Genomic DNA, 22038 nt, shown 5'->3' on the forward strand with positions numbered 1-22038 from the left:
CGCGGCCGGGCCGGCCAGCCCGGGGCGGTCGGCCCCACGAACGGGCGGGACAGGCGTCGGGCAAGCCCGCCGCTCAGTCGGCGAGCGGCAGGTCGATGGTGTGCGCGGTGTGGTTGGCCTTCGTCTTGAGATATCGGGCGTTGGCGGCGGACAGGTGCACCCCGGTGGGAACCCGCTCGGCGACCTGCACGCCGAGCCGGCCGAGTTGTTCCGCCTTGTCCGGATTGTTGCTCAGCAGCGCGATCCGGTCCGCGCCGAGGGTACGGAGCATCTGCGCCGCCACCGTGTAGTCGCGCTCGTCCTCGCCGTGTCCGAGTGCCACGTTGGCCTCGTAGGTGTCCAGCCCCACGTCCTGCAGGGCGTACGCGTCGAGCTTCGCGTACAGCCCGATGCCCCGGCCCTCCTGCCGCAGGTAGAGCAGGAATCCGCCATGGTCGCTGATCCGCTCGACCGCCTCCCGCAGTTGCGGGCCGCAGTCGCACCGCTGGCTGCCGAACACGTCACCGGTCATGCACTCGCTGTGCGGCCGCACCAGCGGCGCGGGTACGCCGTCGACGGACTGGCCGAGCCTGCCCCGCCAGTCGCCCAGACCGAGCGCGAGATGCTCCCGGCCGTCCACCAGCCCGTCGAAGGTGAAGACGCGCGCGGTGGCGGTGTAGCCGTCGGCGAAGCGGAGCGGTACGGTCACCTGCCGGCGCACGGCGGCGGCCGGCAGCGGCCCGGGCGCGGTGAGCGTTTCGGGCGCCTCAGCGGTGGTTACCTGGGGCGGTGTGTGCGGCATCAGTTCTCCCTCTTGGGGTCGGGTGCGTACGCCCTGACGATCTAGGGTGCCTCCGTCGGAGTTCTGCCCGCGAACGCATCGAAAGAGCGTGGAGGCTGGTACCCGGTGCGCGGTCATCCGATGCGGGCCACCTGACCGGCATCGGGGCGAGGTCGGCGGGGACGGGCGCCGACGATGCGGAAGACTGATCCACCGCGCGGGCTGTTCATCGACGGAGAGGTGCGATCAGTGGGCGACCGGCCGTACGTACTGCTGAGCTGCGGCATGTCAATCGACGGCTACCTGGACAATGCCACCGGGTCGCGGCTGTTGCTCTCCAACGACGCCGACTTCGACCGGGTCGACGCGGTACGGGCGGAATGCGACGCGATCCTGGTCGGTGCGGGTACGGTCCGGCAGGACAATCCGCGCCTGCTGGTCCGGTCGCCGCAACGCCGGGCCGAGCGGGTGGCCCGGGGGCTGCGGCCGACACCGGTGAAGGTGACCGTGACCGGCCGGGCCGACCTGGACCCGACCGCCCGGTTCTTCGTCACCGGCGACATCGACAAGCTCGTCTACTGCGCGAGCGCCAGCCTGGACGAGGCCCGCAAGCGTCTCGGCGAGGTGGCGACCGTGGTGGACAGCGGTGACCCCGTCGACCTCGAACTGGTGCTGGCCGACCTGCACGCCCGGGGGGTGGCTCGGCTGATGGTCGAGGGTGGCGGGACGATACATACCCAGTTCCTCACCGCCGGCCTCGCCGACGAGTTGCAGTTGGTGGTCGCGCCCTTCTTCGTCGGTGACTCCCGGGCGCCGCGCTTCGTCGGCGACGGCCGGTTCCCGTGGGGACCAGACCGCCGGGCGGAGCTGGCCGAGGTCTGCCAGATCGGCGACGTGGTGCTGTTGCGCTACGCCCTCTCGGAACGGTTCGCCGCGACATGACCGGTCAGCGCGGCGCGCAGCGATCCGGCCGCGAGCGGGCACAGCCGCCTGGCCCGCCGGGGCGGCGCAGGGCGTGCGGCAGGTTGTACCGCCGGTCACGCGACCGCTCGGGGTAGCCGGAGCCGGGGCGGCGTTGCCCGGTTGGCGGGCGTCCCGATGGCGGGCGTCCCGGCGACGGCGGATGTCCCGGTGGCGGCGGGCGTCCCGGTCGTACGGATCCGGCCGATCCAGCGCGCGACCAGTACCGCCGCCCCGGGCAGGCTCGCGACGAAGGCGAGTACCCCGTACACCACGGCGACGGTGAGGCCGAGCGGGGCGCCCAGCCCGGCGGCGCCGAAGGCCCAGGCGGTGACGCCCTCCCGGGGCCCCCAGCCGCCGACGTTCAGCGGCAGCGCCATCGCGATCAGGGCCAGCAGCATCAGGGGTACGAGCCGGGCGAGCGGCGCCGACGAGCCGGCGGCCCGGGCCGCGACGACGAACGTGCCGAGATGGCCGGCCAGCACCACGGCGGACGAGAGCGCGATCCCCGGCCAACTGTGCCGGGCGAGCAGCCCGAGCCGTACGTCGGAGACGGCGGTGCGGCACGCCCGAACCCACCGCGAGCCAACGGGCCCGGCCGGGTCCGGGTCGGTGCCGTCCGGAGTGGGACCGCCCGGCCGGGCGACGAGAGTCTGCCCGTCCCGGTGGCGGGGCCGGTCGAGCCGCCGTCGCGACCGCCGGACGAGCCAGCCGGCGAGACCGAGCACCCCGGCCACTCCCAGGACGGCGGCCACCAGCGGGCCGGTCCGGCCGAGCTCGGCCCGGGCCAGCAGCGGGACGGGATAGCCGACCAGCAGCACCACCAGCCCGACGGTGACCAGCACGATCTGCCCGGCGGAGCGTTCCAGCACCACGGCCCGGACACCCAAGCCGACGTCGTCCACGTCCTTGCCGTGCCGCACCGCCCGGTGCACGTCCCCGAGTACGCCGCCCGGCAGGGCCGCGTTGAGGAAGAGCCCCCGGTAGTAGTCGGCGACCGCCCTGCCCAGCGGTAACCGGATGCCGAGACCCCGGGCCACCAGGCACCAGCGCCAGGCGCTGAACACCGTGGTCAGCAGCCCGATCCCGAGCGCGGCGAGCAGGGTGCCGGCGTCGATCACCCGCAGCCCGTCCAGGAACGCGCCGGTGCCGAGCCGCCACAGCAGGAAGCCGAGGATGGCGGCACCGCCGAGCAGGCGGGCCCAGGCCCAGAACGTACGCCTCACGACGCCGCCCGGTCCGCCGGAACTGCCCGCCATGCCGTCCTCGCCCCGCACATCCGCCAGCCTCCTTCACTCGGTTCTCGCAGTTATACGAGGCAACCGGGGCTGCGGTTCATCCGTTCGCGGCGAGCGGCCCGGCACGGGGTCATCGGTACGTGGCGAGCAGGTCGGCATGCCCGACCACCACCCGCAGCTCACCGGCGGTCGCGGCGGCGAGCCGACGCTCCAGGTAGCCGGCGGCCGGGACGGCCAGCTCCGGCCGCTGCTCGACGGCGGCGGCCACCCAGCCACGCAGCCACTGCGCGGTCAGCTCCGCCTCCGCCGGGCCGAGCCGCCACGGGCTGGGCCGGACCCGCACCTCCGCCCCGAGCCGGCGGAACGCCTCGGCGGTCGCCTGCACGGCGTCCGGACCGAGCAGCCGCCGGCCGCCGGTGCTGCGCCGCTGGTGCGCGTTGAACGCGGCGGCGATCTCGGCGTCGAGCGGATCGGCCGGGGAGAACTCCACCTCGCCCAGCACGGAGAGGGTCAGCAGCGCCGGGCATCCGGCGTCGACGCAGGCCGCGACGAGCCGCTCCACCTCGGCGAGGCTGAGCAGGTCGAGCAGGGCGGACGCGGTGACCAGCGACGCCCCGGCGAGGTCGTCGGCGGTCAGCCGGGTCAGGTCGCACTCCCGGGTCCGCACGCTGACCGGCGAGCCGTCGGCGGCGGTGGCCGGCAGGTGTTCCCGGGCGTGGTCGAGCAGCCCGGCTTCCCGGTCGTACAGCACCCAGTGCTGCGGACCGGGCAGCCGGCCGGCGAGCCAGCGCCCCATCGAACCGCTGCCGCAGCCCAGGTCCCGGATCACCGTCGGACCGGTGCCGGCCGGCAGGCCGCGCAGCGGCTCGACCAGCTCACTGGCCCGGGCCCGCGCGTCGGCCGGCTCCCGCAGGCCGAGCCAGGCCAGGCTGTACGGCGAATCGTCGTCCCCGCCGTCGGGTTGCCCGGTTCGCTCGCCGCGTTCAGTCATGGTGTCCCTTCACGTCTGCGCTCCTTCCCACGGATCGTCACCGGCCCGTGGTGACGGGGCGTCGCCGGTCGGTGATGACGGGGCGTCGCCGGCCGGTGCTGGCCGCCGAGGCAGGCCCGGTTGCCGGGCCAGCGCGCTCAGTACCTCGCCGAGGCGGGCGGCGGTGACCTTCCAGCCGGGCAGGTCGGCCCGGCGGTCCTGGGCGGCGGCTCGGAGCCGGTGGCGCAGCTCCGGCTCGTCGAACCAGCGGCGCAGCGCCCCGGCCAGCGCCGCCGGATCACCGGGCGGCACCAGCAGCCCGGGTACGGCACCGTCCGGCGTTCGCCCGACCGCCTCCGGCAGCCCGTCCACCGCGCTGCCCAGCACCGGGATGCCCCGGGCCAGCGCCTCGGTGACGACCATGCCGTACGGCTCGGACCGGGACGCCAGCACCAGCAGGTCGGCGGCGGCGTAGTCGGCGGCCAGCTCGGTGCCGGTACGCGGCCCGACGAACCGGATCCGGTCGGCCAGCCCGGCCGCCCCGGCGAGCCGGCGCAGCCGGTCGAGGTGGCCCGGATCGCGGTCGACGGGGCCGACGCAGTGGCAGGTCCAGGGCCGGTCCGGAATCGTCGCCAGCGCCTCGACCAGTACGTCGTGCCCCTTGCGTGGGATGACCGAGGCGACGCAGAGCAGGCTCGCGGCGCCGTCCGTACCCGAGGCCAGCGGTGCGGCCGCGACCCCGGGCGGCACGATGTGCACCCGCGCGGCGGGCAGCCCGTGCCGCTCCACCAGCCGGCGCCCGGTGCCGGCGCTGGTCGCCACGATCGCCGGGGCGGCCCGCAGGGTCTGCCGTTCCCACTCGTCGAGCCGGGCCGCCACCTCGGGCGGCAGCCCGGTCTCGTCACCCAACGGCAGGTGTACCAGCACCGCCACCCGGAGCCGAACGGCTGCCGGACCGACGACCTCCGGTACCCCGCAGGCGACCAGCCCGTCCAGCAGCACCACCGCGCCGTCCGGTACGCCGGCGAGCGCGGCGGCCAGCGCCACCCGACCGGCCTCGGCGGGCCGGGGCCAACTACCCGGTACGGCGAGTTCGCGCACCCGCCAGCCGAGCCCGGTCAGCCCGGTGATGACCTGGCGGTCGTAGTGGTTGCCGCCGCTCGGGGTGGCCGGATCGTCGATGTCACCGGGCAGCACCACGTACGCGGTCCCGGCGCTCACCGTGCCGGCCATCTCCCCGGACGCACCCGGCCAGCCGGGATCCGGTCCGGTCACAGGGTCCGCTCATAGCTGGCCCAGGCGATGTGCGACTCGTGCAGGGTGACGGTGATCCCGGCCAGCCCGCGCGCTCCCGCACCCAGCGAGCCCGCGTGCACCCGCTCGGCCAGCCGGTCGGCGATGATCCGGGCGAGCGCCTCGGTCGAGGTGTTGATCCCGGTCAGCGACGGCTCGTCGTCCAGGTTGCGGTAGTTGAGTTCGCCCAGCACCTCGGCCAACTGCGCGGAGGCCAGCCCGATGTCCACGACGATGTTGTCCGCGTCGAGTTCGGGACGGCGGAACGTGGCGTCCACCACGAAGGTCGCCCCGTGCAGCTTCTGCGCCGGGCCGAAGACCTCGCCCCGGAAGCTGTGCGCGATCATGATGTGGTCACGAACGGTGATGCTGAACAAGGATTCTCCTCCTGGTGTTTCCCGCTCGGGATGCGCGGCGACGGCTACTGGTCGGTGGCCGCGTCACCGTAGTCGACCCGGTGGCACAGGGCGGGCAGCTCGCCGCTGACCAGCCGGGGGAGTGCCTCCGGTAACTCCTCGAAGTCGCACGCGCCGGTGATCAGGGCGTCGAACGCCGGGTCGGCGAGCAGTTCCAGGGCGAGCCCGAGCCGGTCCGCGAAGGTACGCCGTCCACGTACGTTCGGTGACACCGTGCCCACCTGACTGCTCCGGACGACCAGTCGACGGGAGTGGAAGTTCTCGCCGAGCGGCACGCTCACCTGGCGGTCGCCGTACCAGCTCAGTTCGACCACGGTGCCCTCCGGGGCGAGCAGCTCCAGCGACCGGGTGAGCCCGGCCGAGGTGGCGCTGGCGTGCACCACCAGGTCACGGTCGCCGGCCGCCTCGGCGGGCAGCGCGAAGTCGACGCCGAGCGCGGCGGCGACGTCCGCCCGGCCGGGGTCCGCGTCGACCAGCTGCACCCGGGCGCCGGGGAACCGGGCGAGGACCCCGGCGACGGCGCTGCCGACCATCCCGGCCCCGACGACCGCGATCCGGTCGCCGACCAGGGGCGCGGCGTCCCAGAGCGCGTTCACCGCAGTCTCCACGGTGCCGGCGAGCACCGCCCGGGCCGCCGGCACCCCGTCCGGTACGACGGTGACCGCCGAGGCCGGGACGACGTACCGGGTCTGGTGCGGGTAGAGGCAGAAGACGGTACGGCCGACCAGGCGCTCCGGTCCCGCCTCGACGAGGCCGACGTTGAGGTAGCCGTACTTCACCGGGCCGGGAAAGTCGCCGTCCTGGAACGGGGCGCGCATCGTCGCGTACTGGCTGGGTGGCACCTTGCCGGCGAAGACCAGCGTCTCGGTGCCCCGGCTCAGCCCGGAGTGGAGGGTGCGGACCAGTACCTCGTCGGCACCGGGCGGCGCCAGCGGAACCGGCCGGATCTCGCCCCTGCCGGGTGCGGCAAGCCAGAAGGCCCGGGCACGCACTGTCATCAACTCCTTTCCCGGCGCGATGAACCGAACGCGGATGTTTTCCGTTTCCACGGGGGTGGGCAGCGGCAACGATACGCGGCGCGCTGATCGTGCCAAACCGTAACGGAGGAACGTTGACTGTCAGTGATCATCCGATCGCAACATCCCTGGTCCGGCTGCGTCCCGTGCGGCACCGGACGGTGTCCGCGCCGCTCGTCGACGGCCGCCCCGTACCGGTCCAGGTGGGCTCGGCGGCCGAGGTGGACGGGCCGGCGGTGGGGCTGGCCGTCCAGTTCGTCCTGCTGGCGGCGCTCTCCGCCACGGTCGGGCTGGGCCCCGCCGGCTGGTTGGCCGGTTCGGCGTACGCGGTGGTCACCTGGCTGCTGCTCGGTCGTGGAATGCGCCGGTCCGGCGCCCGGATGCTCGGCGCGGCCAACCAGGTGACCCTGGCCCGGGCCACCCTGGTCGGCGCGGTGACCGCGCTGGTGGCGGCCTCCTTCTGGTCGCCGGCCCCGGTCGGGCTGCTGGTCGCCGTCGCGGGGGTGGCGCTGGCGCTGGACTGGGTCGACGGTCAGGTCGCCCGGCGCACCGGCACGACCTCCGCGCTCGGCGCCCGGTTCGACATGGAGGTCGACGCCTTCCTCATCCTGGTGCTGAGCGCCTATCTCGCGCAGTCCGTCGGCGCCTGGGTACTCGCGATCGGCGCCCTCCGGTACGTCTTCGTCGCGGCCGCCTGGGCGCTGCCGTGGCTCAGGGCGGCCCTGCCGCACCGGTTCTCCCGGAAGACCGTCGCCGCGATGCAGGGCATCGTGCTCGCGGCGGCGAGTTCCGGCCTGCTGCCCGGTTCGCTGGCGTACGCCTCGGTCGGGCTGGCGCTGGCGCTGCTCTGCTGGTCCTTCGGCCGGGACGTCGGCTGGCTGTGGCGGGCCCGCCACCGGGACCCGGTGCCGACCGGCTTCCGCTGAACCTCTCCCACTCCTCCTCGCGGTCCGTCCGGGCCGCAGGTGACGGTCGGGGCGAACGCGTGGCGCCGTTCGGGGTGCCCGGCTGCACCGATCCGGCGGTCGTCCGGTGGTGCGTGGCCGGGCCTGTGCCGCGGTGCCGGCTGGTCCGCACCGCCCTCGAACGACTGTCAGCCGCGCGGCACCTGCCGCTTCCCGGCACGGTCGGTCAGCGGAAGCGCTCGAGCGTCACCGGGATCAGCCCCGCCATCCTGGCCGCCGTGGTCAGCTCGCGCAGCAGCGGACCGATGGCGTCGTCGCGGCTGCCGGCCAGGTCGGCCGTCAGGTCCAGGCACCAGGCGGCGCCGGCACCGATCCGGCGTAGCTCCCAGGTGAAGGCGTCGGCGCCGATCCGGCGCCGAGCGGTGCCGACGACTCCGGCCAGGACGCCGGTGGTGCCGTGGCCGGGCGTCATCCGCCAGGTGGCGAGCAGCCCGGTCAGCTCGTCCGGGTCGAGCCCGGCGGTGAAGAGGACCCGGTAGACCCGGGTCTCGGTGAAGCCGGCGGTGGCCCGACCGGGGTTCAGCCGCAGCGGTGCCGAGGTGGGCAGCCGGATGCCGGCGTCGAAGTATCCGCGCAGCACCTCCTCGCCCGGCAGTTCGCCCCCGCCGAGATGGCGGTAGACGAACTCGACCTCCTGCCGGTTGGCGCCGACGACCCGGTCGCGCAGTGCGGCGTCGGTACGTATGCCCCGGCTGAACGCCGAGGCGCCCCGCCAGCGGGAGCCGCCGGCCGTCCACCCGGTGCTGTCGAGCCGGACAGCCGAATGGTCTTCGCCCGACCCGAACTCCTCGACGAGGATCCCCGCCGGGCCGGCGAAGTCCCGGTTGTCGGGCCGGACCAGGTAGTAGTCCAGGTTCGATCCGGCGACGAGCGGTCTCGCCGCCGACCCCGGCCGGGATACGGCTCGGGACGGCCACCCGGCCGCACCGTCCGGTCTCGCGGATAGCGTCGACATGTCATGCATTCTCGGCCGGGGATCCGCTCCGGCGGCTGCGGCTCGCCCGGAGCGGTCGCCGGAAATGTCCCGGGTGGGTGGGCATCGGGAAACTCAGCGGACCTCGGGAACGGTCGGCTCCTGCGCGTCGTAGCGGCCGAGGGTGCGCTGCCAGGCGGTCTGCCAGCGACCGTCGGCGATGATCCGCCGCAACGTCTCGGCGAGCCAGGCCCGGAACGGCTCGTCGTCCCGGCGCAGGCCGATCCCGTACGGCTGCGGAGCGAATGCCCGGCCCGCCAGCCGGAATCCCGTGTCGCTGCCGGCGACCAGGCCCACCAGGGCCGGCCCGTCCCCGGTGATCGCGTCGACCCTGCCGCTCAGGAGCGCCTCCGCGCACTCCTGATAGCTGCCGAGCGACGTCATTGCCAACGACCGGCCGAGCTGCTCTGCGAGCCGGCTGCCGTGTGGAGTACCGGTGACGGTGCAGATCTGGCGGCCGGCCGGTATCGACTCCGGGCCGGTGATCGCGGTTTCGTCGGCGCGTACCAGCAGTCGCTGCCCCGGTAGGTGGTACGGACCGGCGAAGGCGACCCGTTGGGCACGGGTCTCGGTGATGGTGTAGGTGGCGATGACGAGGTCGACCCGGCCCTGCTCGACGAGCTGCTCCCGGGCCGCCGACGGAGCCTCCGTCCACTGCACGTCGGCCGGGTCGAGGCCGAGTTCGCCGGCGATCAGCCGGCCGATCTCCACGTCGAACCCCGTCATGGTCCCGTCGGGTTCGCGGTAACCGGTGCCGGGCAGGTCGAACCTGCTGCCGATCGTGATCTGCCCCGCTGCCTGCAACCGTTGCATGGTGGTGCCCTCGGCGAAGGCCGGCGACGCCTGCGCGCCGGGCGTGGGGCCGGCAGCGCCGTCGTCGGGCCAGTTCCACGGGCGCAGCACCACGGCGCCGACCAGGATGACCAGCAGCAACATTCCGGTGAGCAGGACCCGGCCGCGTTCCCGGGACGGCGCCGGCCGGCCCGCAACGCCGGCCGGCGGGTCGCTCCTCGACGCGCGGGCGGGTGTGCCGGGCACCGGCGCCGCAGGCCCGGCCGGTGGTGCCGGAGGGGCGGGCGGTCGTGTCGCAGGCCCGGCCGGTGGTGCCGGAGGGGCGGGCGGTGGCGCCGCTGGTCCGGGCGGTGGCGCCGGAGCGGCGGGCGGTGCTGGGGCCGAGCCGGGCGGCAGCATGTCGTCCGGCGGCACCGCGAGGGCGCCCTCGGCCACCACGAGTTCCGGCTGCTCGGTGACGACCGGCGCCACCCCGAGGGCCCGGTGCAGCAGGGTGGCCGCCAGCGGGATCCGGCTCGCGCCCCCGACCAGGACGACCGTGGTCGGTCCCGCTCCGGGGCCGGCCGAGCGGACCGCCGCCACCGTCACCTCGACGGTTTGGTCCAGCACCACCCGGGCCAGTTGTTCGAACTCCTCCCGGCCGACCGGCACCGACTCGTCGAAGAGCGGGACGTGCAGGTAACCGACCGAGGTACGGCTCAGGCTCTCCTTCGCCCGGCGGGCCTCGTCCCAGAGGCTCTGCGCGGCGCGGCGGTCGGCGTCGTCGTCCGGTGCGGTCAGCCGCCGCCACCGGACCGGATCGCGGTCCGCCAGTAGTCGACCGACATGCCCGACGAGCGCCGCGTCGAGATCCAGCCCGCCGGTCTGCGGCAGCCCGCCGGTGGCCAGCACGGTGAAGCCGTTCGTCGCGGTACGGCGGACCACGGTCGCGTCGAAGGTGCCCGCGCCGAGGTCGTAGATGGCAACCTGACCACCGGCCGGTACGGCCAGTTCACCGGCCCCCACCAGGTAGCTCGCGGCGGCGACCGGCTCGGCGGCGAGCCGGGGCTCGGGCAGGCCGGCCTCGACGGCGGCGGCCACCAGCAGCGACCGCCGGGTCGGCCCCCAGGTGGCGGGCACGGTGAGCAGCACGGACCCGAGTTCGCCCGGCCCCGCGACCCGGGCGGCCTCGTCGGCGACCCGGGCCAGCGTGGCGGCCACCAGCGAGGTGGCGGAGACCTCCCGGTCGCCGAGCCAGAGAGTGCCGTCGCCGATGCGCCGCTTCGGGTGCGGCTCGAAGCCCTGTGGCCGCCGCCGGGCGGCGCCGGTGGCGTCCTGACCGGACAGCACCGTGCCGCCGTCCTCCACACAGGTGGCCGAGGAGAGCAGCGGCGAACCGTCGAACAGCAGTGGACGGGTACGCCCGTCCGGCCAGCGCAGCACGGCCACCGTGTGCGACGTGCCATAGTCCACACTCAACCGGAACCCACCGTCCGCCACCCCGGCAGCCTAGTCGGCCGTCGATGGCCCGGGACGGCGGCCAGCCCCGGGCGACGACGAGGTACCGGCCGATCTCGCGAAGCGCGGTCGCGGGTCGGATCTGGTCCTGGTGTTCGATGCCGACGGCCGGATACCGGCGAGGGAGGTCGAGAACGGGACGGCGGCTCCGACCCCGACGTCGAGGCAGCCCTGCGCAAGGCCGAGAGCCTCGGCGGTACCCGGGTGCTGGGTCCGGCCCCGGCCAGCGGCGGGCCGCTCGCGGTCGGGCACTTCACCGATCCCGAGGGCAACCTGATCGGGGTTGCCGGCCCGCCGCGCCGACCGGCGACCGCTGACGGCGCCGTCCGGCGGACTCCGGGCGGCGCGCACGGCGTGCGGCCGCGTCCGGTGCCGCCGCTGCCGGGCCGCCTGGGCTACCCCGGCGGCAGCAGGGCGGCCGCGTCCGGCCAGACGCAGCGCAGCATCGCCGGCCTGCCGTTGAGCCGGCCCGGCACGTCGCCCGGCGGCCGGGTGTACGACCGCTCGGCGAACCGGCCGCCGAGCGCCGAGTAGAAGGCCCGGGCGGCGGTGTTCTGCTCCAGCACCCACAGGTACATCGCGCCCGTGGCGCCCCGCTCCAGCACCGCGCCGGCCGCCCGGCGCATCAGTGCGGCGCCGATGCCGTGCCGGTGGTGTGCCCGGACCACGTGCAGGTTGTCCACCAGGGAGCCCCACCGAACGTCGTCGTCGAGGACGACGTGGACGAAGCCGGCGAACTCCCCGGCGACCTCGGCGAGCACCGTGACCCCGTGCGGTGCCGGGTCCGCCAGCCGGGCAGACCAGACCGCCAGCCGGTCGGCGAACACGTCACCGTCCAGGTAGGAGTCCGTGTACGCGCCCCGGTAGTGCCGGCGCCAGCTCTCGGCGTGCAGCCCCGCGACCCGCTCGGCGTCGCCGACTGCAGCATCCCGGAACGACACGGCCGCCACGCTCATCCGCCACCCCCGTCGCGCCGGCCGCCCTCACGCCCGACCTTGCCCCGTCGACCACCGGACGCTACCAGCCGGCCACGCGCGGCTCGCGGGCATTTCCGCTCCGGGGCGGACCGGCCGGGTGCCCGCCCGGAACCTTCGTCAGGTCCGGTGGGACGGCTGCCCGGCAGGGACGCCCGGCCCGCCGGGACGGCCCAGGCCGGCGATCCGGGCGCGTACCCGCGCCGCGTCGGGGTGGCCGACGTCGATGAGGATGGCCAGCGCCGCCCGCCACGCGCTCAGTGCCGCTCCCGGGTCGCCGGCGTCGAGCTGGGTGTCGCCGAGACTGGTCAGCGCGTCGGTCTCGCCGTACCGGTCGTCGGCGGCCCGGAAGAACTCGACCGCCCGCTGATAGCAGGCGATCGCGTCCGGGTGGTTGCCCAGCCCGTGGTACGCGTACCCGAGGCTGTCCCAGGCGTTGGCCAGTCCACTGACGTCCTTCTGTTCCTCGTGCAGCCGGACCGCCTCCCGGCACCGCTGGAGCGCGGTGTGGTAGTCGCCGAGCTGCGCGTGGTACCACCCGGTGGCGTTCAGCGCGCTCGCCGTGCCCACCCGGTTACCGGCGGTCCGGAACAGTTCGAGGGCCTTCTCGGTGTGCGCCAACGCCCGGTCGTGCCGGCCCTGCCGGGCGTACGCCCGCCCGATGCCGCGCTCGGTGCTCGCCTCGCCGGGCCGGTCACCGAGCTGACGGAACAGTTCGAGGGCCTGCCGGAGCTGCTCGTGCGCCTCGTCGGCCCGGGACATCCGCAGGTAGACCAGGCCCAGGAAGCGGTGCGCCTGCGCCTGCCCGAGGTCGTCGCGGTCCGCGTTCGACTCCAGGGCCCGCTGCTGCACGTGCACCCAGTCCTGCCAGTGCACCCGCCGGTTCAGGAACATGCTGACCGACCAGGCGAGTTGCCAGGTGTGGGTGGCCCGGCCGGCATCGGCGGCCAGGTCGATCACCCGGAGCAGGACCAGCCGTTCGGCGTCGAACCAGGCGAGTGCCGACGCCTCGTCGGCGAACCGTTCCGGCTCGGCCCCGGGTGCCGGCTCGGCCGGCGTGATGGAATCGCTGCGGACGTAGAGCCGCCGGTCGGCCTCGTGCGCGGTGTGCAGGTAGTGGTCGAGGATGCGGTCCAGCGCCTCGGCGCGCTCGGCCGGCGGGGCGTCGGCCTCGGCGAGTTCTCCGGCGTAGGCCCGCAGCAGGTCGTGCAGGGCGTACCGGCCGGGCTCGTCGGTGGCGACGAGGTGCGCCCGGTGCAGTTCGTCGAGCAGGCGCCGGACGGTCCGGCGGGTGGCACCGAGCAGGCTGGCCGCGGCCGGCACGGTGATCGTCGGCCCCGGGTGCAGTCCGAGGTGCCGGAAGAGTCGCGCCCCCTCGACGCTCAGCGTCCGGTACGAGCAGAAGAAGACCGCCCGCAGGTCGGTGGCCGGGTCACCGGCGCTGAGGGTGTCCAGGTCGCCGGCCTCCGCCAGCTCGGCGGCGAGCGAGGCCAGCGACCGTCCCGGGCGTGACACCGCCAGCGCGGCGGTGACGGCGAGCGCGAGCGGCAGCCGGGCGCACCAGCCGATGAGCTGCTCGACCGCCTCCGGCTCGGTGCCGGCCCGGTCGTCGCTGATCCGGTCGGCGAGGAAGTCCCGGGCCTCGTCGAGGGTGAACAGGCCCAGCGGGACGGGGTGCGCGCGGTCGGTGGCGACCAGCCCGAGCAGGCTGTCCCGGCTGGTGACCAGGGCCATGCTGCCGGTGGCGGTGGGCAGCAGCGGCCGGACCTGCTCGGCGTCCCGGGCGTTGTCCAGCAGCACCAGCAGCCGGCGGTCGGCGACCAGGCTGCGGTAGAGGCCCTGCTGCCCGAGGTAGCTCTCCGGGATCCGCTCGGGGCGTACCCCGAGGGCCTCCAGGAAGGCGCGAGTCGCCGCCGCCGGATCGAGTACGGCGCCGGCCCGGTCGTATCCCCGGAGGTTGAGGTGGAGCTGTCCGTCCGGGAAGTGCGACGCCGCCCGGTGCGCCCAGTGCACGGCGAGGGTGGTCTTGCCCACCCCGGCCGTACCGTGGATCAGCGCGACCGTCGCGCCCGGCTCGTCGGCGGAGAGCAGCTTGTCCAGCGTGGCCAGCTCGCCGGTGCGTCCGACGAACGCCGCCACCCGGGTCGGCAGTTGCGCGGGCGGCGGTGCCGGAGGCGGGGCGCCCCGCTGGTCGTCCCGGAGCGCGTGGTCGAGGGCCGCCGCCAGCTCGGCACCCGGATAGAGCCCCAGCTCGTCGTCGAGCCGGGCGCGGATCCGGTGGAACGCGTCGACCGCGGCGGCCCGCTGGCCGGATCCGGCGAGCGCGCGGACCAGTCGCGCGTGCAGCGGCTCGTGCACCGGTTCCAGCTCCACGAGTACGCCGAGCCGGCGCACCACCGCCGCCGCCTCACCCTCGGCCAGGGCCAGATCGGCGTAGTCCAGCGCGGCGGTGATCCGGCGCTGGTGCAGGGCGACCGCCGCCGGATGCTGTCCGAGCTGGTCCGGCAGGTCGGCGCCGACGGGGCCACGCCAGCAGTCCAGCGCCTCGGCCAGCCGCTCGGCGTCCGGCCGGCCAGTGCCGGCGTCGTCGGTGAGCTGCCGGAACCGGAGTACGTCGAGCTGCCGGGCGTCGGCGGAGAGCCGGTAGCCGACGGCGGTGCTGTCGATCCGCGGCAACCCCGGCCCGGCCGGCAGCAGCCTGCGCAGCCGGGCCGCGTAGGTGTGCAGCAGGTTGTGCCAGGTCGCCGGTGGGGTGTCCGGCCACAGCACGTCGGCGATTTCGTCGCGGCCGACGTCGGTGCCGGGCTGGATGGCGAGCAGGGCGAGCATGCAGCGCGGTTTCGCCGCGGTCAGCGGCACCGGCTCGCTGCCCCGGCTCAACCGCAGCGGACCGAGCACGGCGAGCCGTACCCAGCCGGCCGGCTCACCCGGTTCCGGCTGGCCGAGGTCGTCGTCTCCGCGCAGCCCCAGGACCCTGGCGAGTTGGTGGACCGAGGCGCCCCGGTCGGCGCCGGGGCGCTCGCCCTCGACGTTGCGTACCGTCCGCACGCTCAGCCCGGCACGCCGGGCCAGCTCCTCCTGGGTCCAGCCCAGTTCCTTGCGCCGGCTCCGCACGTACCGTCCCCAGGCCACGTCCCGCACTGACCCCGCCCCCCACCGACCGGCACCGATAACGCCGGCTGCGTCGCCGATGCCGGATACGCTCCATTCTGCCTGGTCATCGACGAGCGGCACTGCCGGTTTCGCTCCTGATCCGCTCCACGACGCCTCGATACGTTTTCAGTGTCCATATTGGTTCGGGCCACGACCGGGCGGCGGGGGCGTTCGGTGACGGACGGAACGACTGGTGGTCGGCTCGCTCAACGGGGGGTGGCGCCGGCCGGTTCACCGCCCGGTCGTCGGTCCGGACCAGCCGCCCTGTCACGCATCCGACTCCGTTCCCGGGCGTGGCCGGCGCAGCAGCGCCAACCCGAGCCCGTGCCCGGCACGCGCCGTGACAGGACGCCGTCGGATCGACGACCGGGGGCGGACCGATCGGACGATCGAAGGAGCGGCGATGACAGCCGGAGCAGACCGGTGGGTGTCCGGGAGCCGCTCGTGGGTCGGGGCGATCAGCCGATCCGGGCCGGGAGCTCCGGTCGACGGGTTGGCGGCGACCCGCTGACGTGAGGTTGCCCGCGGCGGGTGCGGGCGGGGCACCCGGGCAGCGGGCGGGTCCGGCCCGGACCAGGGCCGTCCGCCTAGACTTGGCCGCGCAACGCGGAGGAGAGTCGTCGTGCCCCTGACCAGTGACACCCGTCCGGCGCCGGGCGGCGAGGCCCGGCCCGCCGAGGGCCAGCCCGAGACCCCGTTCCTGGTGGTCGACCCGGAGCGGGTGGGCCGGAACATCGCGCGGCTCCGCTCCCGGCTGGTCGGGTTGGGCACCCCGCTGCGGCCGCACGTCAAGACGGCGAAGTCGCTGGCGGTCGCCCGGCTGCTCTTCGACGGCGAGCCGGGGCCGATCACCGTGTCGACGCTGCGCGAGGCGGAGGTCTTCGCCGTGCAGGGCTATACCGACATCCTGTACGCCGTCGGGCTCGCCCCGCAGAAGCTGGACCGGGTGGTGGCGCTGCACCGCGCCGGGGTGCACCTCCAGGTGCTGCTCGACAGCGTCGCCCAGGCCGAGGCGGTGGCCGACGTCTCGACCCGGACCGGGGTACGCGTCCCGGCACTGATCGAGATCGACTGCGACGGGCACCGGGGCGGGTTACGCCCGGACGACCCGACGGCGGTGCGGATCGCCGAGACGCTGGAGCGGGGCGGAGCCGAGGCCCGAGGTGTGCTGCTGCACGCGGGCGGGTCCTACCACAGCCGGTCCAGGGCGGAACTGGTCGTGGCGGCGGAGAACGAGCGGGCCAGCGGTGTCCGGGCCGCCGCCGGGCTCCGGGCCGCCGGCTTCGCCGCGCCGGTGGTGAGCGTCGGCTCGACCCCGACCGCGCACTTCGCGGCCGACCTCAGCGGGGTCACCGAGGTCCGGGCCGGAAACTTCGTCTTCTTCGACCTGGTGATGGCCGGCATCGGCGTCTGCACCGTCGACGACCTGGCGATGTCCGTCGTGGTCACGGTCATCGGGCACCAGCCGGAGAAGGGCTGGACCATCACCGACGGCGGCTGGATGGCCACCTCGCGTGACCGGGGTACCTCCGCGCAGCCCGTCGACCAGGGTTACGGCCTGGTCGCCCGGCTCGACGGGCCGCTCTATCCGGACCTGGTGATGACCGACGCCAGCCAGGAACACGGCATCCTGACCGTCCGCCCGGGCAGCCCTGCCGCGCTGCCCGACCTTCCGGTCGGTACCCGGGTTCGCATCTTGCCGATCCATGCCTGCGCGACCGCCGCCCAGCACGACGAGTACCTGGTGCTCGACCCAACCACCGGCTACGCCACGGAGATCTGGCCCCGGCTGCGCGGCTGGTAGCCGAGGCCCTCGTCACCACGTCAGCACGGCCTGGCAGGCCGGCTCCCCGCCGCCGACCGGGTAGATGAACATCGGTGCAACTGGCCGGTGCGCCACGGTGCCGGCCCGAGCCACGGGGTGGCGGCGGCTGACCCGGATTCCTGACCCGGCTGCCGGGGAGTCGCCGGCCCCGACCGCTGCCCGGCCCCGACCGCTGCCCGGGGCCGATCAGTCGAGGAAGGCGAGGACGACGACGCCGAGCCCCAGCGGCACGTCCAGCAGCATGCAGAACTCCGCCAGCGACCGGGGAACGACCTGGTTGCGTCGGTAGTGGACGAGGTCCCACACTGCGTGGCTCGCCAGTAGCAGGCCGGCCAGTACGATTCCGGCGCGGGGCGCGACGGCGAGCGTGGCCACGGCGAGGCCGCCGTACCCGATCAGGGCCCCGACCTGCGCGGTGAACGCGGGACGGGGTGCCCGGCCGAACAGGCCGACGAGGACCAGCGCGACCGCCGCGATGCCGAGACCGGCCCACCAGGCCAGTCCGGTGATCTTGCTGACCGCGATCACCAGGCTCCCGCCCGGAATTCCCGCCCAGGCCACCCACGGCCGATCGAACGCGGCGGCGCCGAGGTAGCAGAGCGTGGCCACACCGACCACGATGGCCACCGACTCGTGATCCGCGCCGAGCACCAGTTGCGGTACGGCGACCGCCAGTCCGAGCAGGCTCGGCCAGCGGTGCAGGACGGCGTGCCAACGCGGCGCCTCGGCCCGGGCGCTACCTACCGACGAGAAATCCATGCCCTGGCCTCCTTACCGCCGGAAGTTCTCCGGTTCGCCCCTCCGAACGGGGTAGCGGTCCGGGTTCGCCGCCGACCGGCTCCCGGGTTCGCCGCCGACCGGCTCCGTCCGTGCCCCCGGGTCCGCCGCCGACCGACTACCTCCGCCGGCTGAGTCTGGCGGTCGGCGGCTTCAGATCGGCTTCATGTCGTCCCGGGACGATCAGCGCGGTCTTCGGTTCGTCGGCTCCGCTCCGAAACAGGCTCGTGACCTGCCATTTCATCGTCACCGAACAGTTGCCGAAACCTCGCCGGGCACCGTTGTCGGCAGTTGCCCGGGCCGATCGTCGACCCGGAACGAGAAGGGAACAAGGCGATGACTCGCACGAACCGCTGGTTCGCCCTGGCCGGTGCCGCCGCGATGGTGGTGGCCGCCCAGGTCGGGATCCAGCTTGCCGGCTCCGGCCCGGCCGCGGCGGTGACCGGCATCGAGAAGGTGACGTCGCCGCTGTCGGCGATCGACTCGCAGCAGACCCACACCGCCCGGGCCCAGTGCCCGGCCGGCAAGTGGGTGATCGGCGGCGGAGGATGGGCCTTCGCGGTGGCCGCCGCAGACAGCGCCAAGGTGACCCTGGTGCAGCTCTTCCCGGAGCACCGCACCGACGGTACCCGGGACAGCTACGTGGTGACCGGCTCGGAGACCACGGCCGCGATGACCGGCGACTGGTGGGTGCAGGCGTACGCCATCTGCGCCAGCCCGTCCGGACTCTCCGGCTACGGCGTCGTGGGTACCCAGAACTCGGCGACCTCGTCCCCGGTCGAGTTGGAGGCGCGGGCGGTCTGCGGCACCAGGCGGGCCCTCGGCGGCGGCGCCCGGATCGTCAACCCGGGGCGTGACGTGGCACTCCAGGTGTCCCGGGCCTCGGCCAGCGGCGACATCTTCCGGGCGACCGCGCACGAGGACGCGGACGGTTACGCCGGCAACTGGACCGTGGACGCGTACGCGGTCTGCGTGAACCAGCCGGCCGGCTACCAGGTGGTCACCACCGCCTCGGCGCAGAGCGACTCGGAGTCGGAGAAGATCGCGTTCGCGCACTGCCCGAGCGGTACCCGGGTGCACGGTGCGGGTGCGGCGATCTCCGACACCGCGCCCGGTGGGGTGTCCCTCCAGGTGGTCTACCCGGCCAACGCGCTCGACGACGTCGAGGCGTTCGCGGTGGAGAACACTCCGGTCAGCCAGGACTGGGACTTCATCGTCAGCCAGGCGATCTGTGCCTCCTGACCCGAGCGGGCCGTCGCCGTCCAGGGCGGCGGCCCGCGTAGCGGTCCGGTCCGCGCAGCGGCTTCGGATCCAGGCGGAGCGGCTTCGGATCCAGTACGGCCGGCCGGCAGCCACGGCCGCCGGCTGGCCGCCGTCAGCTTCCCGGAGGCCGGCCCGGCCCGGCGGTGTCCGGCCGTACGGCGGCACGGACGGCGGTACCCGCGGAGAGCACGCTCTGCACCCGGCCGGCCTCCTGCACCCCGAGCAGGAGCCGGCGGACCCGGTCGGCGTCCGGATGGCCCATCTCGTCGTACAGCACCAGGGCACGTGTCCACGCCTGGACGGCGGCGGGGATCTCGCCGCCGCCGTCCAGCGCCTCGCCGAGGCAGGTCAGCGTCTCGGCGGCGCCGGCCCGGTCGCCGACCTCGGCGAAGAGGTCGAGCGCGCGCCGGCAGCCGGCGACGGCCGCCCCGAACGCCCCGGCGGCGCATTCGAGATAGCCGAGGCTCTGCCAGTTCGTTGCCGCCCCGTGCCGGTTGCCGATCTCCTCGTTGAGCCGGAGCGCCTGCCGGCACAGCTCCCGGGCCTGGTCGTACTCGCCGAGCCGGGTCAGCATGCAGGCGATGTTGTTCAGCGACCGGGCCTGTCCGGTCAGGTGACCGGCCTCGCGATAGAGGTCGAGCGAGCGCTGGTCGTGGTGCAGCGCCGCCAGGTCACGACCCTGCTGTTCCAGGATCCGCGCGATGTTCACCTGCGTCTGCGCCTGGTTGGCACGGTCGCCGACCGCGACGAACAGCCGCGCCGCCTCGGCGAGGTGGGTCCGGGCCTGCTCGAGGCAACCGAGCTGGGTCTGGGCCCGGCCCAGATTCCGGTGTACGTGCGCCTGCGCCGCCTCGTCGCCGGTCCGGCCCGCCGCCTCCAGCGCGGTACTCTGCACGGCGACCTGGTCGTGCCAGTACCCGCTGAGGTTGAAGAAGCTGGTCAGGCTCCAGGCCAGCTCCCAGCAGTGCCGGTCGAACCCGGTCCGGCCCGCCCAGTCGACCAGGGCGTGCAGGGTCGGGTGCTCGGCACGCAGCCACGCTCTCGCCCCGGCCTGGTCGGCGAAGGACTCGGGCCCGGCACCCGGCACCGGCTCGGCCAGCACGATCGGATCCCGGTGCGGATAGAGCAGCCGGTCGGCCGCGTACGCGGTGTGCAGGTAGTGGTCGAGCAGCCGGTTGGCCGCCGTACGCCGGTCGGTGGCGGTCTCCTCCACCTCGGCCCGTTCGGCGGCGTACGCCCGCAGCAGGTCGTGCCTGGCGTACCGGCCCGGCGACCGTTCGTCGAGCAGGTGCGCCTGGGCCAGTTCGGTCAGCGACCGGCGTGCCGCCCCCACCGGCAGGCCGGCGAGGCTGGCCACGGCCGGCGCGGTCAACTCCGCTCCGGGGTGCAGCCCGACCAGCCGGAACAGTCGTGCGGCAGTGGGGGGCAGCGCCCGGTACGACCAGGAGAAGACCGCCCGGACGTCCGCCGCCGGTTCGCCGCCGTCGAACGGGTCGAGGCTGCCGCCGGCGGTCCGCAGCTCGGCGGAGAGGTCGGCGAGGCGGAAGCCCGGGTAGGCGGCGGCCCGGGCGGCCACCACGGCCAGCGCCAGCGGCAGTCGCGCACACCTGGCCACGATCTCGTCCACCGCGGCCGGCTCGTCGGCCACCCGGTCGGCGCCGAGTCGCCGGGCCAGGAACCGGCGGGCCTCGGCCGGCCGGAACAGGTCGACGCTGACCGGCCTGGCACCGTCGATCGCGACCAGGCCGGCGAGCCGGTCTCGGCTGGTCACCACGGTGGCGCAGCCGGGTGCGCCGGGCAGCAGCGGGCGCACCTGCGCGGCGTCCCGGGCGTTGTCGAGGACGACCAGCATCCGCCGGCCGGCAACCAGGCTGCGGTAGAGCGCGGTCTGCGCGGCGAGCCCGACCGGTATCCGCCGGGCGGCGATCCCGAACGCGTCGAGGAAGCCGCGCACCGCCTCCGCCGGGTCCACCACCACGCCGTCCGGGTCGAAGCCGCGCAGGTTGACGTAGAGCTGTCCGTCGGGGAAGCGGCCGGCGCTGCGGTGTGCCCAGTGCATCGCGAGCGCGCTCTTGCCCACCCCGGCGGAGCCGGAGACCACGGCTGTGGCACCGACGCCCGGTGCGGGGTCGACGAGCCCGTCCAGCTCGGTCAGCTCGTACTCCCGGCCGGTGAACGCGGCCGGCGGCGCCGGCAGTTGCCGCGGCACGGACGGCGCTCCAGTCGCGGCGGTGCCGGCCGGTCCCGGTTCAGGGGCCGGCGCCGGCACCGGCGGGTTCTCCAGCGTTGGGTCGCTGGTCAGGATCTGCTGGTGGAGCCGTTGCAGCGTCGGCGCCGGGTCCATGCCCAGCTCCTCGGCCAGCCGGGACCGGACGTCCTGGTAGTGCCGGAGCGCGTCGGCCTGCCGGCCACAGCGGTACAGCGCGGTCATCACCTGCCCGGCGATCCGCTCGTCGAACGGGTACGCGGCGGCGCGGGCGGCCAGCCCACCGAGGAGTTCGGCATGCCGGCCGGCGGCCAGGGCGAGATCGGCCAGGTCGAGTTCGGCGGCCAGCCGCTCGGCCGCGAGCGCGGTACGGATCCCGGCCAGCCAGGGCGTGTCGAGGCCGCCGAAGGGCTCGCCCCGGCACAGCGACAGCGCCGCTTCGAACAGTGCCGCCGCGGTTTCCCCGCCGGTGTGCGCCGCCGGCGTTCCGTCGCTGGTGCGCGGTCCCTCGGGCCGGTTCAGGGCGCGGGCCCGGGCGAGCAGCCGGTGGAACCGGTGCAGGTCGACCGCGTCCGGGTCGACAGTCAACAGGTACCCGTCGGACCGGCGGGTGATCGCGAGCCCGCCGCTGCCGCCGAGCAGGGTACGCAACCGGGACACGTACCCGGACAGGGCGTTGCGGGCGTGCCGGGGCCGCTGCTCGCCCCACACCCGGTCCAGCAGCCGGTCGGCCGGCACGATCCGGTTGGCGTCGACCAGCAGCGCCGCCAGTACGCACCGCTGCCGCGCGTGCCCGAGATCGACCTGCCGCCCGTCGACCAAGGCCCGCACGTCGCCGAAGAGCAGCAGCTCCACCGCCATCGCCGGCCGCACCTCCTGACCCGGTCCACGTTCCGTGACGCCGTGACAGCAGGATGCCGCACCGTACCCGCACCCAGCAGCCTATTTCGCGACTGCCGC

16 protein-coding genes are annotated in these 22038 nt (G+C 74.9%); 4 read left to right on the plus strand and 12 right to left on the minus strand.

What is annotated here, in order from left to right:
• Positions 1-73 precede the first annotated feature (73 nt).
• Positions 74-781 carry a GTP cyclohydrolase II gene (locus tag R6Y94_RS07465; protein ID WP_412102698.1) on the minus strand — a complete coding sequence of 236 codons (708 nt, stop codon included), beginning with the start codon at positions 779-781 and terminating at the stop codon, positions 74-76.
• Positions 782-1009: 228 nt separating this feature from the next.
• On the opposite strand from R6Y94_RS07465, the gene R6Y94_RS07470 reads away from it, so the two are divergent.
• Entirely contained in the window at positions 1010-1702 is a 693-nt protein-coding gene (locus tag R6Y94_RS07470; protein WP_318395024.1) for a RibD family protein, read from the plus strand.
• Between the two features lie 95 nt (positions 1703-1797).
• Here R6Y94_RS07470 and R6Y94_RS07475 read toward each other — a convergent pair whose 3' ends face one another.
• The 5 genes from R6Y94_RS07475 to R6Y94_RS07495 form a co-directional block, all read right to left on the minus strand.
• Entirely contained in the window at positions 1798-2979 is a 1182-nt protein-coding gene (locus R6Y94_RS07475; RefSeq protein ID WP_318395084.1) for a lysylphosphatidylglycerol synthase transmembrane domain-containing protein, read from the minus strand.
• 109 nt (positions 2980-3088) lie between these two features.
• A complete protein-coding gene (locus R6Y94_RS07480) occupies positions 3089-3949 on the minus strand; it encodes a class I SAM-dependent methyltransferase (protein WP_318395025.1) in 861 nt (286 codons plus the stop codon).
• 9 nt (positions 3950-3958) lie between these two features.
• On the minus strand, positions 3959-5161 hold the full coding sequence (locus tag R6Y94_RS07485) for a glycosyltransferase family 4 protein (RefSeq protein ID WP_318395085.1): 1203 nt from the start codon (positions 5159-5161) through the stop codon (positions 3959-3961).
• Positions 5162-5199: 38 nt separating this feature from the next.
• Positions 5200-5598 carry a 6-carboxytetrahydropterin synthase gene (locus tag R6Y94_RS07490; protein ID WP_318395026.1) on the minus strand — a complete coding sequence of 133 codons (399 nt, stop codon included), beginning with the start codon at positions 5596-5598 and terminating at the stop codon, positions 5200-5202.
• A 44-nt stretch (positions 5599-5642) separates the two neighbouring features.
• Positions 5643-6635, minus strand: a complete 993-nt coding sequence (locus R6Y94_RS07495; protein ID WP_318395027.1) for a zinc-binding alcohol dehydrogenase — start codon at positions 6633-6635, stop codon at positions 5643-5645.
• Between the two features lie 113 nt (positions 6636-6748).
• Between R6Y94_RS07495 and R6Y94_RS07500 the strand changes: the two genes are divergently transcribed.
• Positions 6749-7579 (plus strand): CDP-alcohol phosphatidyltransferase family protein, encoded by an 831-nt coding sequence (locus R6Y94_RS07500; RefSeq protein WP_318395028.1) that lies wholly within the window; start codon positions 6749-6751, stop codon positions 7577-7579.
• 205 nt (positions 7580-7784) lie between these two features.
• Here the strand turns inward: R6Y94_RS07500 and R6Y94_RS07505 are convergent, their stop codons facing one another.
• From R6Y94_RS07505 to R6Y94_RS07520, 4 genes are all read right to left on the minus strand, one after another.
• Positions 7785-8573, minus strand: a complete 789-nt coding sequence (locus R6Y94_RS07505; RefSeq protein ID WP_318395029.1) for a hypothetical protein — start codon at positions 8571-8573, stop codon at positions 7785-7787.
• Between the two features lie 93 nt (positions 8574-8666).
• Complete coding sequence (locus R6Y94_RS07510; RefSeq protein WP_318395030.1) at positions 8667-10862, minus strand: Hsp70 family protein; 2196 nt, start codon at positions 10860-10862, stop codon at positions 8667-8669.
• 413 nt (positions 10863-11275) lie between these two features.
• Positions 11276-11836 (minus strand): GNAT family N-acetyltransferase, encoded by a 561-nt coding sequence (locus tag R6Y94_RS07515; protein WP_318395031.1) that lies wholly within the window; start codon positions 11834-11836, stop codon positions 11276-11278.
• Positions 11837-11974: 138 nt separating this feature from the next.
• Entirely contained in the window at positions 11975-14995 is a 3021-nt protein-coding gene (locus R6Y94_RS07520) for a tetratricopeptide repeat protein (protein WP_318395032.1), read from the minus strand.
• A gap of 634 nt (positions 14996-15629) precedes the next feature.
• Here R6Y94_RS07520 and R6Y94_RS07525 point away from each other — a divergent pair.
• Positions 15630-16811 carry an alanine racemase gene (locus tag R6Y94_RS07525; RefSeq protein ID WP_318395033.1) on the plus strand — a complete coding sequence of 394 codons (1182 nt, stop codon included), beginning with the start codon at positions 15630-15632 and terminating at the stop codon, positions 16809-16811.
• Positions 16812-17018: 207 nt separating this feature from the next.
• Here R6Y94_RS07525 and R6Y94_RS07530 read toward each other — a convergent pair whose 3' ends face one another.
• On the minus strand, positions 17019-17591 hold the full coding sequence (locus R6Y94_RS07530; RefSeq protein ID WP_318395034.1) for a hypothetical protein: 573 nt from the start codon (positions 17589-17591) through the stop codon (positions 17019-17021).
• Positions 17592-17945: 354 nt separating this feature from the next.
• On the opposite strand from R6Y94_RS07530, the gene R6Y94_RS07535 reads away from it, so the two are divergent.
• Positions 17946-18851 (plus strand): hypothetical protein, encoded by a 906-nt coding sequence (locus R6Y94_RS07535; protein WP_318395035.1) that lies wholly within the window; start codon positions 17946-17948, stop codon positions 18849-18851.
• Between the two features lie 133 nt (positions 18852-18984).
• Here R6Y94_RS07535 and R6Y94_RS07540 read toward each other — a convergent pair whose 3' ends face one another.
• Positions 18985-21939, minus strand: a complete 2955-nt coding sequence (locus tag R6Y94_RS07540; RefSeq protein WP_318395036.1) for an AfsR/SARP family transcriptional regulator — start codon at positions 21937-21939, stop codon at positions 18985-18987.
• Positions 21940-22038: the final 99 nt, after the last annotated feature.

Source organism: Plantactinospora sp. KLBMP9567 (genome assembly GCF_033446045.1).
Classification (GTDB): Bacteria; Actinomycetota; Actinomycetes; order Mycobacteriales; family Micromonosporaceae; genus Plantactinospora.

Coding starts and splice junctions, on each gene's coding strand:
- R6Y94_RS07495 (WP_318395027.1), bottom strand. CDS start 6,635: ATGACAGTGCGTGCCCGGGCCTTCTGGCTTGCCGCACCCGGCAGGGGC.
- R6Y94_RS07535 (WP_318395035.1), top strand. CDS start 17,946: ATGACTCGCACGAACCGCTGGTTCGCCCTGGCCGGTGCCGCCGCGATG.
- R6Y94_RS07485 (WP_318395085.1), bottom strand. CDS start 5,161: ATGGCCGGCACGGTGAGCGCCGGGACCGCGTACGTGGTGCTGCCCGGT.
- R6Y94_RS07475 (WP_318395084.1), bottom strand. CDS start 2,979: ATGGCGGGCAGTTCCGGCGGACCGGGCGGCGTCGTGAGGCGTACGTTC.
- R6Y94_RS07480 (WP_318395025.1), bottom strand. CDS start 3,949: ATGACTGAACGCGGCGAGCGAACCGGGCAACCCGACGGCGGGGACGAC.
- R6Y94_RS07540 (WP_318395036.1), bottom strand. CDS start 21,939: ATGGCGGTGGAGCTGCTGCTCTTCGGCGACGTGCGGGCCTTGGTCGAC.
- R6Y94_RS07465 (WP_412102698.1), bottom strand. CDS start 781: ATGCCGCACACACCGCCCCAGGTAACCACCGCTGAGGCGCCCGAAACG.
- R6Y94_RS07505 (WP_318395029.1), bottom strand. CDS start 8,573: ATGTCGACGCTATCCGCGAGACCGGACGGTGCGGCCGGGTGGCCGTCC.
- R6Y94_RS07530 (WP_318395034.1), bottom strand. CDS start 17,591: ATGGATTTCTCGTCGGTAGGTAGCGCCCGGGCCGAGGCGCCGCGTTGG.
- R6Y94_RS07515 (WP_318395031.1), bottom strand. CDS start 11,836: ATGAGCGTGGCGGCCGTGTCGTTCCGGGATGCTGCAGTCGGCGACGCC.